This is a genomic window from Alicyclobacillus sp. CIJ1, assembly GCF_057538885.1.
Map to the genome: position 1 here is coordinate 31,811 of NZ_BAAJPH010000134.1, position 12,313 is coordinate 44,123.

Sequence of the window (12,313 nt, forward strand, 5' to 3'; positions counted from 1 at the left end):
GGGGAGTTCTGATGGGTCAGATGAGAATGAAGATTTCGAATGTGAAACAAAAGCTCCGGGATCAGCGCGGCGTGACGCTGATCGAAATGCTCGCCGTCGTCGTCATCCTGGCGATTCTCGCGGCGGTCGGCGTGCCGATTGTGCTGGCGCAGATTCAGAAGGCACGCGTGAACACGGATAAGTCGAACGAACAGTTAATTGCGGATGCGCTGCAGCGTGCGGAGTATGATTATCAGTCGAACTCGACGAACCAGGGCAGCTTATACATTTCCGCGCCTGGTCCCATTATCGGCAACAATACGGCACAAATCAGTAATGGTACAAATAACACGTCAGTGTATTCATATCTCTTGAACGGTAGTTTCAGCGGCAGTGGCACGGGTTACATCACGAGCATTCCGAATCCACAGTCGCAAACGGGAAACTTCTCTATAGTCAATGGCCTTCCGACGAACTACTCGGGTCCGTATGTCACCTTCACGTATCCCAACAGTACGAACGGAACGATGCAGACGTGGTACGTCGCTATCCAATAAAAATCTGATATATATATACAGGAGACATCGGTTTTATTTAGAAAGCTCCCCGCGCGGGGGCTTTCTGTGTAGATGCGGCCCGACAACTATGGGGTTCAGTCCCCCAGTTACACGGGGGTGTGGGGCGTTGGAGGGACTGAAGGTGCGCACGTGCAAGCTTGACAACAACGGTCGTGGCTGGAGGACGCGGTTCAAGGGCTTCACGTTGATTGAAGTGTTGGCGAGCGTGGTCATCATTGTGATGGCGGGAACAGCTGCGCTTTTTGCGGTGGAGTCCGTGCAGGCGGGACAGCTGAAAGAGGCCGAGTATTCGAAGGCGTTGGGGCTTGCAACGACGATTGCGGAGGAGATACGCGACAGGGATCCGAATGCACAGATTAGCGTGTTTGCACCCATTGTGCAGATCGCGTCCCCTTTGAAGTGGGGAAGCATGATTTCACAATTGTTTTCATCACAACCGATGTTTCAACAGGTAGTCTCTAGCGTGTATTCGAGCCTTTTAAACGACATATCGCAGCAAGGTTCCTTGAGCAGCTTCGATTTACTAAATATTGTAGAAAATATCATTAACTGGCCAAGTACCCAGTGGGGCCAAAAGATCCAAGCATGGACACAACAGGGGCAGATAACTATTATTCAGCAGAGCATTCTTCAGCAAGCGCTTGTGCCTTTTGAAGTCGTAGTGCCAGGTGATTCGTTGGGTGACAATCCGCCACCGCAGGATGCTGTCTTATATGTGCCTTCTCCAGCCAGTCTGTCCTCCGAATCGTCACCGGGAAGCATCAACGGTACCATGACTTATACCGAATTCGTGTTGGCGTTGGCAAGAGGAGGTAAGATGTGGAATCAACCGTACACGCTAATGGATGGGTATACATGCACCGTCAATGCGCAACGCGTGTACCCAAATAGCAGTTTTATGCCAGGCGAGTGGAACTATACCGTGACGGTTCAAAGCCCACACGGGGCCACGGCGAGCGTCACGGTTCCGGTGGTGGGATAGCGTGCGATGGCAATCGTTTCGAGGAAAAGATCCAGCGTGTGGCCTCACTTTGCTTGAAACGCTGGTGGCGATTCTAATCACGGCTATCGTTGGTACGGCACTCGTGGGGACCATCTGGCAGGTGGCTCTACGGTCACAGCGCATTACGGGGGCCAATCAGGCCATGGAGAGCGTTTTGACGATCACTCATGCGTTGACAGAAATGACACAGTCTGCCTCATACATGCAGATTCAATATACACGAGGCAATATATCCATTTGGCTGTTTCGCGGTGGTACGACCGTTGGGAACGTCGTGAGTTCAAGTCAACCATGGCTCGTCAATACAACAACTATTTCTTCCGGAAATGTTTCTTCTGGCGTTGCGAACGCAACATGTTTCTATGTCTTTGACTTCGTTCAGCAACCTAATCAGCTCTGGAACATCTATGGAGGGGCAGCTAAGCAGCCAAGCATAATGCCGAATTTCGGTAATCAACCTCTTGCCCAAAATGTGAATGTGCAATGGTACTTGCCCAATCTGGCAACATCGGCTTCCAATACTACAAATATGTCAAACGCCACTTGGTCTCAAATATTCACGCAGCTCTTCTATGGAAATTCAGCTATCGCCAATTCGTCGGTGTCGAGTGGAGAAGTGATCCATGGATTTATTTTGAGGATATCCGCCGCTTACAAGGCACCGAACGGTCAAATATCCACTTACGCTGTGACAGCCGGTTACCACGATATGAATCAAGGATGAGTGTTGTGACGAGGGGGAGGGTTGATGTTGCCTCTTATGAGAGCTGTAAGATCCGAACGCGGCTTTTCTCTTATTTGGTCACTGGTCTACGTAGTGATTCTGGCGTCACTCGTGAGTACCGCACTTATTTGGAGCCGCTATGCGCTTCGAATGGGTGGGCTAGGCCAAATATGGGATGAACGCAACGAATCTCAGTCTCAGGCGGCGTTCGATCAGGCAGCGCTTCAGGCGATGCAATTAGCAGCCCAACAGGCTAGGATTTCGACCATACCTTCAATCGACGATTTGAAGAATGTACTACAGCAGCAGGTGTTTCCTGCGCTGCAAAATCAGCAGATGCTGGCTTCTGTTGTATATACCTACCAAGTATCTTGGAACCAACAATATCCTCTAGGGCAGGATCAGTTGAATAATTTCAATTTTCTCCCACACGCCGTGATTCAGGTACAATCCCTGCAGGGCGGGTATTCTGCGTACTATAACGTAACGTACGCACTAAATGTCACTATCAATATTCTGCCAACATTCCAGTGGGTTTTGCAAATTACTCCGGATTGACGAAATGAACTGATACAAGATGCTCTCCACTATAGAAGAAAGCGCCCATCTTCAAGAATGGAAGGGGTAAAGGGATGCCGCTTCGTCTCACCACCTCATCGCGTTCTACCTCGGTTGGTGTGGAGATCTGCGACGCAGGTCTGCGCATCGCTGAGGTGGAACCTGGCAGACCTCTCCGCGTGTCGCGGCTCGAAACGGCGCCTTGGGATCTCTCCCAAACGGTGCGCGATCCGTATCCAACGTTCGCGCTGGCGCCTATCTTGTCGCACGCGTTTGACGCCAATCGGCGTAAGAAGCTGACGGTCCACGTCGCCCTGCCTTCGCGGTTTACCGTGATCCGACAGCTCACGCTTCCGGCAGTGGGCGAGAAAGAGCTCCAAAGTGCTATCGAGCTTCAGATTCAGCACAACATCCATTTGCCATTTGACGAAGCTGCGTACGATTATGTGCTGTGTGAACCTCCCGAGGACGAGGCGGACAGCGTCAGCGTGCTGCTCGTCGCAGCGGACAAATCGCGCGTCAACGATGTCATCCAGGGGTTTCGAGCTGTCGGTATGCGTCCGAAGACCATCGACATTCACGCGCTAGCACTGTATCGCTTGATTCGGCGCTTTCGTCCGGACCTGCCCCAGAACTTTCTGTTGTTGGAGACCAGCGAGGATACCGTGGACCTGCACGTCTTTCACGATGGTTTGCTTTATCTCACGCGCCAAGTTCCGGTCGCACTTGCGCCCACGTCCGACGTTCCAGCCTTCGACTATGTGAGTCAGTTTGACGTCGAGATCGAGCGCACGCTGAACTTCTTTATGTACACGTTGAATCAGCGCGAGGCGGGATTTGAGCGGGTTTTCGTCACGTTGCCGCGCGACGTGGACGCGTCCGAACACTTACAGGCTCTCGAGGAACGCATCGGGATGCCGTGCGAAGTCTTACCGCTGGCGGAAATGATTCGGCGCAACTGCGAAATCGGGCCGGAAGCGCATCGCATGCCCGATCTTGCGGACTACGCAGCGGCCATAGGCCTTGCGCTCCGGGGAGTGTGACCTATGGACATCAACCTCATGCCAAAACCAGTAAGCCGATCCGTCCGCATGCGCACGCCGGTGCGCGGCCGATGGCCGTGGATGGTCATAGGAAGTGGTGTGGCTGTCGTGTGTATCGCCGCAATTGTGGTGTCTCATCTCGCGGTGGCGCGGTCGGCGGCATCTCTGAATCAGCTCCAGCAGCAGGTTCAGCTTTTGCAGGCGCAGACGCAATCCGTCTCGACGAGCCAATCCGCGGAAGAGGAGACGGCGGCGCGGCAGATCGTCCAGTCGAGTGTGCGGTACGACGTGATTCTGAAAGATCTCGCGCATGATCTCTCTCCTTCCACCACAGTCGACTCGATGCAGCAGGCCGGCACCACCCTGACGCTCGCCGGGCGCACCAACAGCGTTGCCAGCGTGGCGGCGTTCGAAGCGGCGGTTTCGCGTGAACCGTTCACGTTAAGTGCGTCCTTTACGGCAGCGGCTCTGCAGGGCAGTGGCTCCAATGTGCCGGGCTCCAGCCAGATGGCGCTGGGGCACGCCATCGTCGCGGGAGCAAGCGGATCCAATTATCGCTACGATTACACGCTGACGGTGGTTCTGAAGTCAGGAGGTGGGGCCCCTTGAAGCTGACCCTGTCGAGATCGCTCTCGCAGCGGGACAAGTCTATCCTGCTCGTGCTCGGCGTCGTGGTGGTGCTGTTGCTGGTGTACCTGATTGGCGTACGACCGGCTCTTGATCAACTGTCCAACTTGGCGCAGGAGCGGTCGTCTTTGGAGCAGACGCTCGCATCTCTGGGTCAAGTCCATGCGCGGCAACAACAGGTGGAACAGCAGGGCAAGAACGTGCTCTCCCGTGTCCCTATCGGCCCACACGAGGCGAACGCGCTCGAGGTCATCAATGAGATTGCGCAGAAGGACAAAGTGACGCTCGTTTCGGTGGAACTGGGTCAGGGGACGGGATCGACAGGGGCGTCGCCGACGATGCCGTCGGGATCGGGAAGCGCGACGAGTTCGTCCCAGGTGCAAGGTGGGGCGCTTCCGAGCCTTCAGTACACCATTTCGGCCACAGGCAGCACCTCGGACCTCGAGGCGTTCTTCGCCGATCTCGCCACAGCGCCGCGCCTGATGACGGTGCAGTTGCAGAGCGCCGTGGGGACCGCGAGCGGCGTCACGGCGAACTTTACGCTCACGGCCTACTACCGCAACGGCTGACCATCATCGGCCGCAGACCGTGGGCTGGGGAAGGATACGAGAGGAGGCGCCTGTTTGTTCACGGCATTTGGCATTGTTCTGTTTGCTCTCATCGTCCTCATGGCCTATCTTCTGCGCAACCCGCAGTTCATTGGCTACGCGGGTGAAAGCATCATTCGGAGACGGCTCTCATCTTTGCCCCAGGGTGAATATCGTGCGCTGCACAACCTGCTCGTGCCGCGCGAGGACGGCAAGCGGACGCAGATCGATCACGTCGTCGTCTCGCCTTACGGCGTCTTCGTGATCGAGACCAAAAACTATCAAGGCATCATCGTGGGGAAAGATGAATGGAAGGAATGGACGCAGGTCCTGAATCGGCGTACCAAACACCGCTTTCTGAGCCCTGTGGTCCAAAACGAGGGACACATTCGCGCGCTGGCTCACGCGGTGCCCGAAGTGCCGCGCAGCGCGTTCCGCTCCATTGTCGCCTTCAATGACAAGGCGCGGCTTGATGTCGAATCGCAGAAGGCCGAAGTTGTGCATTTTCGCCATCTGGCTAAGGCCATCCGCGCGCATCGGGAGAAGATCATCCCGGAAGAGACTGTGAATCTGGTCGTGGAGCGATTGCAATCCGTTGACATCAAAGGCGACAAGGCTCGCCAGGAACACATCAAGGGCATTCGCGAGATGAAACGGCAACTGGCCGCCAACGTCTGCCCGCGCTGCGGCGGCGATTTAACGATCCGCAAAGGAAAGCGCGGCGATTTTTACGGGTGCTCGAACTATCCTCGTTGCCGCTTCACGCGGTCGGTGTGACTGGGCTTCTCCCCGCGAAACTGCGGGTGCGAACCCGCGCGACTCGGCGTTTGGGCCCTCTGCTCCGTCCCTGCTGCGCCCATCCACGAGAAATCCCCGCTGGTCCTCGTCAGCGGGGATTTCTCGTGGATTCGGCCCGCCGCCCGGTCACGGGTCACGACTGCTGCGTGAGTTGCGCAGGCTGCCATTGCCGCAGGATGGCTGGCGAGATCTTCCCTTGCTGCACCAACTCCCGAATGCTCATCTCCATGGTGATCATGCCGAACTGGCGGCCCGTCTGCATCATGGCGCCAATCTGGTGTGTCTTGCCGCTGCGGATGAGGTTGGCCACCGCGGGCGTGTTCACGAGCACCTCGAACGAGGCCACGCGCCCGCGACCGTCGCGCGTGCGATGCAGGCGCTGCGAGACGACGCCCGCCAAAACGCCCGCGAGCTGGATGCGGATCTGCCCCTGCTGCTCCGGGGGAAATACGTCAATGATGCGCTCCACCGTCTGCACCGCGTCCGACGTGTGCAGCGTGGCAAACACGAGGTGGCCCGTCTCGGACGCCGTGATGGCCGTCGCGATGGTCTCGAGATCGCGCATCTCGCCGACGAGCAGGATGTCCGGGTCCTGGCGGAGTGCCGCGCGCAGCGCGGGCGCAAAGCCCGACGTGTCCTGGCCAATCTCGCGCTGGTCGATGATCGACAGCTTGTGCGTGTGCAAGTACTCAATCGGGTCCTCCAAGGTGATGATGTGCTTGCGCTGGGTCTGGTTGATGGCGTCAAGTACCGCCGCGAGCGTGGTGCTCTTGCCGCTCCCAGTCGGGCCTGTGACGAGGACCAGCCCGAAGGGTCGGTTCATCAACGATTTGAGCACGCTTGGCAGTCCGAGTTCTTCCATCGTCGGGATGCGCTGTGGGATGAGCCGTGCCGCGATGCTGATGGAGCCCCGCTGCCGATACGCGTTCACGCGGAAACGCGCCACACCCGGAATGCTGTAGGAAAAGTCGATCTCGCCCGCCTCCATGAAGCGCTGCCAGCGATCCTCCGAGAGCATTTGGCGAGCGAAGGTCTCGAGATCGATAGGCATGAGCTTGGCACCCATCGGCTCGAGATCACCGTGCACGCGATAGGTGACCGGCGCACCCGCTGAGAGATGAACGTCTGAAGCTTCTTTCTCTTTCGCCAAGGCTAAGATCTCGTCGATTTGCACCCTTGAACCCCTCCTTGAATCGGCGACGTCGCCACTCACCTGGGTGTCGCGGCGCGGCGGGTTGAAGCGTGGTACCCTGCATCGCCATTGGCGTGAGCGTTGCATGGCCGCATCTTCCCGCAGCGCAGGTGTCACGGCCCGAGCCCCGTCAGGCGCGCGTACCCATGCCACAGGTCCGGTCCCACAAACGCGCATGTGGCCGCGGCCAGCGCCAGAAACGGCGCAAACGGGATGGGCTGCTGGGGTTTGACGCGCCCTGCGAGCCGCAGGGGCAGTGCGGCGAGTACACCGTAGATGGCGGCGAGCACGAAGGCCATGACCATGTAACCCGGCCCGAGCATTGCCCCGATGCCGAGGTTCAGTTTGGCATCGCCCATGCCCATCTTTCCGCCCGTCACAAAGTGAATGGCCGCTACGATGACGTACCCCACCGCGGCACCCGCGGCCGCCATGAGCCACGTGCGAATGCCGGTCAGGCCGCTCCCCAAGAACAAGACGGCTCCCGCCGGGAGCGTCAGGACGTCCGGCAGGGTGAGCGACGTGAGATCGCACGCGACGGCCGACGCGAGGTACAGCCAGAACGTCCACCAGACCGCGAGCTGGGCATGGTTGCTGGTCTCGTTAGCGGCGGAGAGCGCGTAGGCCACACCCGTGGCGAGCTCGATGGCCGGGTATCGCCACGAGATGGGCGCCTTGCACGTGCGGCAGCGCCCGCGAAGCACCAGCCACGACAGAACCGGAACCAGTTCCCAAGCCGCAAGGTCCCGGCCACAGTTTGGGCAGTGCGATCCCGGCCAGACCACGCTCTCCCCGCGCGGGAGCCGATAGCCCACGACGTTTGCGAACGATCCGAAGATGAGTCCGTAGATGAAGGCCAGTGCAATCAAAATCTCGTGGGTTGCGGATTCCTGCGCCATTCCGAAACTCCCTTGTGGCACCTCTGGCTGACCTGTGCGCGTCTGGTGATACAAACCAATACGCTTTTCCTCGCCCAAATTCCTGCTGAGTCGACGCAAATGGACAAGCTTTTGTGCGTTCCTACCATGACAACTTCGCCCAACTTGGTATGTTGAAGAGGACGAGCGAGGCGGAGGGATGGTTGTGGACTTACAAACCTTTTATGAGAAGCATGGGTTTGCGCGCTTGTACGAGTGGACGCTGCCCCCGCGAGAGGCCGGGTATGAGCCGATCTCGTCGCTCGCGGCGGACGTTGCCCCGGAGGCGCGCCGGTACCTTGAGGCCATCTATCCTCGAGGGCTGTATCGGCATCAGGTGAAGGCCATCCGCGCGGCGTGCCAAGGGGAGAACGTGTGCCTCGCGACCGGCACGGCCTCCGGCAAGAGCGCGCTGTTTTTCGCGGCCGGGATCGACACCATGGCGAAACGGTACAAGGCGCGCGTGCTTGCGATGTATCCCACGCGCGCGCTGGGGCGGGAGCAGGCCGATCGATGGCGGCAGGCCATCGCGGCGGCTGGAGCGGACTGGAAGGTCTGTCTCATCGACGGCGGGGTGCCGATGACGGAACGGGAGTCCCTGTTGCGCGAGAGCGACGTCATTGTCATGACGCCGGACGTGGTGCATACGTGGCTGTTGCCGACACTCTCCTCGGCGGCCGTGCGCACGTTTCTGACGCACCTTCGACTGGTTCTGGTCGACGAGGTGCACACGTATTCGGGCGTCATGGGGACGAACAGCGCCTTTTTATTTCGGCGCCTGGCGCACGTGGCGGACGTGCTGGGCGGGGCGTTTCGCATCGTGTGCGCGTCGGCCACCATCGCGAAGCCGGAAGAGCACGTCGCGAAATTGTTTGGGCGGAGGTTCTTCGTCGTTGGAACAGAAGACGACACCTCGCTGCGTCATCCGACGGGCGTGGAGTTTGTGGCCCTTCCTGCGGGCGGCGATTTGCTGCAGGCGGTGGCACTTCTCCTTCGCCACATCGCGGGCCAGGGGAGCCGCGCCATCGCGTTTCTCGACAGCCGCCAGCGGGTCGAGATCATCGGCTCCATCTTACAGCGCCAGGACGAGGACGAGCCCGACGAGGATGAGGCGTTGGGCCGGAACTTGCGGGAACTGGAGCATATCGGAATCCTGCCGTATCGGTCCGGGTATGAGGAGGCGGATCGCCAAGCCATTCAACGCGGACTGACATCCGGCGCGCTGCGGGGCGTCGTGAGCACGAGTGCGCTCGAGCTCGGCATGGACATCCCGAATCTCGACGTCGCCGTGCTCGTTGGCGTCCCACAGTCGCAGACAAGCCTTCTGCAGCGTATTGGCCGCGTCGGGCGCCGTGGGCCAGGTCACGTGGTCATCCTACACGCCCAAACGGCCCTCGACGACGCGGTGCTCGCGAATCCGTCGTTCCTCTGGGAGCGACCGCTCACCGAGGCCGTCCTGTACCTTGATCACCGTCGGGCGCAGTACATCCACGCCATGTGCCTCGCCGGGATCGGCGGTGAGCACGATCTCGCCCTGAACCGCCGCCCGGGCGATCCGGACGCGTTTCAGCTCTCTGAAGCGGTGGAGTGGCCGGATGGCTTCGCTGAATTGTGCTTGGCTGAGCGATCCGGCCAGATCCCTCCCGAGTTTGAGACCATGCGCATTGAGGCAGGCGACAGCCCGCACCGCACGTATCTCCTGCGCGACATGGAGCGGCGGTTCACGGTCGAGCTGCAGGCGGCAAACGAGTTGGACAAGCTTGGGGACCTCTCGATGTCCCAGGTGATGCGCGAGGCGTATCCCGGCGCCATCTACCGCTACATGGGCCGTTGCTATCGCGTCATGCGCGTGTATCATCCGTCGGGAAAGATTGTCGTGCGGCCTGAGAAACGGTACCACACCAAGCCGAGCGCCATCCCGCCGCGCATTTCGCCGCAGATCGACCGCCCCGGCACGGCCGTGTATCAGGCGGGCACCGGTTTCATCGTCGCGAGCGATCTTTTAGTGCACGAGATGGTCACCGGCTTCGTCGAGTATCGCGGCAGGACACCCCACCGATTCGATTACCCTATCCACAATGATCCCGATCTGCGCGGCGTCCAGTTCGACATGCCGCTGTTCCAGCGCCGATATGTGACCCACGGCGTGTCCTTCTTCCACCCCGACCTGCGCGATCACGACGCCCTGAACGCGCTCATGTCCCTTCTGTTGGAGGCGTACGCCTTCGTCGTTCCCTTCGACACCCAGGACGTCGCCGTAGGCATTGCGCGCGTGAGCGGCGCGCGAAACCCATCGCTGCCACAGGACGCCCGCCTCCTCACGCTCTACGATCGCGTCTACGGCAGCCTGCACCTCGCGGCGCGCATCCTGGAGCCCGGCGTGTTGCCGCGGGTGGCTGAGCAGATGGAGGCATTTTTGCATGCGCGCTTCTGGAATGAGATCGATCCCGACCTCAGGCCCATCGCCAAGGCGTGGGTCTCCTCGTTGCGCGAGCCGCTCGTCTCCGTGGGTAGCGAGGCAGAGGCGGCCCCGGCGAGCGAGGGCGAGTCGCGCGTGCGGGTCATTCTTCCGGGCAGCGTCGGCTACGTGGAACTGGAGGGCCGCCGATTTCTCGTCGACGCCGTGTTTTTCAAGCCGTCGGGCCTTCACTACCGCGGCAGGTACCCGGACGACACGTCGCACCAGTCGTGCGAGATTCAGCTCCCCGTGCATCTGGTGGCCGAGATGCCCGGAGAGTCGCGGTGGGGCTTCTACGACATCGAGCGCGGCGAGGTCGTCGAGGTTTCTCCTGAAGGCAATCGGTGACGCCGGACGCGCAAGGCTATGCGCGGGCGCCTGCCGCCCTATCGCACGGGAGGTGTGATAGACTAGCTTTCGAGGCTCGCTGTGCCGAAACGCGGTGAGCCGGGGTCAAATTCATCACGGGCACAGGAGTTATCACCATGCGAATCGGACGGACATGGCTCGGTGCGCCAGCGTGGTTGTGGCTGCTCGCGCTCGCGCCACGCCTTGTGACCATCTTCGTGTATGGACCGCATCTCACGATTCACAGCGACGACGAAGGTTACTACCGAAGTGCACTGTGGCTCCTGCAAAAGGGCACCTTTTCGTATTACACGCCGGACGCGCCGACGGTGCACATGATGCCCGGGATCACGCTTTTGTTGGCCGGGATCCTCTGGGTGTTTGGGACGGGGACCGTCGGTCTGTATGCAGGGAAAATCGTGTTCACCCTCATTGCGACGCTCGGCATCGCGGGCATCTACCGCGCGGTGAGCCGGATCAGCCGGCCCTGGGTCGGTGCCGTGGTCGCCGCGGCCATCGCGCTGTACCCGCCTGAAGTGCTGGTGGACACGCTCTTTCTCACGGAGCCGCTTTTCATGGCGGCCTTCGCCTGGTTGTTCGATTTCACGTTCAAAGTCGCGGAGTCCAGGCGGCTGCGGGACGTGCTTGGGCTCGCCGTCCTGTTCATGCTCGCCATCTATGTGCGCCCGAATGTCGCGCTCTGGATTGTCCTCGCCCTCATATACTTCCTGATGAAGGGCTATCCCCGTCCGCTCTTCTGGCGACATCTCGGGGCGGCCGTCGTGGTCGGGCTCATCTTCATGGCGCCTTGGTGGATCCGGAACGAGATGGTGTTTCACCGATGGATCCTCTTCACCGACGACAGCTGGAACCCGCTTCTCCTCGGCACTTTTGAGGGGTACGGCTATCCGCCTCCAAGCAACGAGGGCGCCATCGAGCACCAGTTGCTGCGCGAGTATCCGAGCCTGCGGCCGCAGTCGATGCACGAGTTGACGTGGTTTCACCTGCAGAAGCAGATTGCGTTCAAGCGCATGGGCGAATGGTTGAAGACCAATCCGTCCTCCTTCTGGACGACCTATCTCTGGCTGAAGCCGCAGATTCTCTGGCTGCGCGCCTACTTGCCTATCCCCATCTTCGGCATCACCGAGGCTTCCCTTCGCGGGCTGCAGACGTGGGTCGTGGATGCGTCCATCGCCGGCCACTTGGTCGCGATGGTGTTTGCCCGCGGGCGGCGGCGCGAGCTCTTGCTCGTCTGGCTCACGTTGCTCTATTACACGGCCTTGTTCTCGTTCTTCTTCGCGTTCGAGCGGTACAACGTGCCTATCGACTGGCTGATGTTTTCGGGCGTGCCCTTGGCCGTGTGGGCGCTTCTGCGCGCCATCGTGGGCGAGGAGCGCAAACGCGGGCGTGCCAAGTCAGGGCGTGGGCGATCGCGCCGCCGCGCCGCTCGCTGACCCACGCTCTGGCGTTCTGCGGCAGGCAGCCGGCCGCGCGCCCGAAT

The 12,313-nt window shown here is 60.1% G+C and carries 12 protein-coding genes; 10 read left to right on the plus strand and 2 right to left on the minus strand.

Annotated elements, in window-relative coordinates; translation table 11 throughout:
• Positions 1–11: 11 nt before the first annotated feature.
• The 8 genes from AC27E8_RS11915 to AC27E8_RS11950 all read left to right on the plus strand — a co-directional run bounded on the left by AC27E8_RS11915 (position 12) and on the right by AC27E8_RS11950 (position 5,876).
• A complete protein-coding gene (locus AC27E8_RS11915; protein ID WP_487098966.1) occupies positions 12–536 on the plus strand; it encodes a type II secretion system protein in 525 nt (174 codons plus the stop codon).
• A 142-nt stretch (positions 537–678) separates the two neighbouring features.
• The gene (locus AC27E8_RS11920; RefSeq protein WP_487098967.1) at positions 679–1,539 is read left to right on the plus strand and encodes a type IV pilus modification PilV family protein; all 861 of its coding nucleotides are present in this window, start codon (positions 679–681) and stop codon (positions 1,537–1,539) included.
• 1 nt (position 1,540) lies between these two features.
• Positions 1,541–2,284 carry a hypothetical protein gene (locus AC27E8_RS11925; RefSeq protein ID WP_487098968.1) on the plus strand — a complete coding sequence of 248 codons (744 nt, stop codon included), beginning with the start codon at positions 1,541–1,543 and terminating at the stop codon, positions 2,282–2,284.
• A gap of 24 nt (positions 2,285–2,308) precedes the next feature.
• Positions 2,309–2,842 (plus strand): hypothetical protein, encoded by a 534-nt coding sequence (locus AC27E8_RS11930; protein WP_487098969.1) that lies wholly within the window; start codon positions 2,309–2,311, stop codon positions 2,840–2,842.
• 74 nt (positions 2,843–2,916) lie between these two features.
• Positions 2,917–3,885 carry a type IV pilus biogenesis protein PilM gene (pilM, locus tag AC27E8_RS11935; RefSeq protein ID WP_487098970.1) on the plus strand — a complete coding sequence of 323 codons (969 nt, stop codon included), beginning with the start codon at positions 2,917–2,919 and terminating at the stop codon, positions 3,883–3,885.
• Positions 3,886–3,888: 3 nt separating this feature from the next.
• Complete coding sequence (locus AC27E8_RS11940; protein ID WP_487098971.1) at positions 3,889–4,494, plus strand: PilN domain-containing protein; 606 nt, start codon at positions 3,889–3,891, stop codon at positions 4,492–4,494.
• Positions 4,491–5,081 carry a type II secretion system protein GspM gene (gene gspM, locus AC27E8_RS11945; protein ID WP_487098972.1) on the plus strand — a complete coding sequence of 197 codons (591 nt, stop codon included), beginning with the start codon at positions 4,491–4,493 and terminating at the stop codon, positions 5,079–5,081. Before AC27E8_RS11940 ends, gspM begins: the two co-directional genes overlap by 4 nt.
• Positions 5,082–5,135: 54 nt before the next feature.
• Positions 5,136–5,876, plus strand: a complete 741-nt coding sequence (locus AC27E8_RS11950; RefSeq protein WP_487098973.1) for an NERD domain-containing protein — start codon at positions 5,136–5,138, stop codon at positions 5,874–5,876.
• 154 nt (positions 5,877–6,030) lie between these two features.
• Here the strand turns inward: AC27E8_RS11950 and AC27E8_RS11955 are convergent, their stop codons facing one another.
• Together AC27E8_RS11955 and AC27E8_RS11960 are read right to left on the minus strand one after the other, a co-directional pair.
• Positions 6,031–7,071 (minus strand): type IV pilus twitching motility protein PilT, encoded by a 1,041-nt coding sequence (locus AC27E8_RS11955; protein WP_487098974.1) that lies wholly within the window; start codon positions 7,069–7,071, stop codon positions 6,031–6,033.
• Between the two features lie 131 nt (positions 7,072–7,202).
• On the minus strand, positions 7,203–7,988 hold the full coding sequence (locus tag AC27E8_RS11960; RefSeq protein WP_487098975.1) for a prepilin peptidase: 786 nt from the start codon (positions 7,986–7,988) through the stop codon (positions 7,203–7,205).
• Positions 7,989–8,166: 178 nt separating this feature from the next.
• Here AC27E8_RS11960 and AC27E8_RS11965 point away from each other — a divergent pair, with 178 nt between their 5' ends.
• Together AC27E8_RS11965 and AC27E8_RS11970 are read left to right on the plus strand one after the other, a co-directional pair.
• On the plus strand, positions 8,167–10,812 hold the full coding sequence (locus AC27E8_RS11965; RefSeq protein WP_487098976.1) for a DEAD/DEAH box helicase: 2,646 nt from the start codon (positions 8,167–8,169) through the stop codon (positions 10,810–10,812).
• Positions 10,813–10,949: 137 nt separating this feature from the next.
• Entirely contained in the window at positions 10,950–12,266 is a 1,317-nt protein-coding gene (locus tag AC27E8_RS11970) for an ArnT family glycosyltransferase (protein ID WP_487098977.1), read from the plus strand.
• Positions 12,267–12,313: the final 47 nt, after the last annotated feature.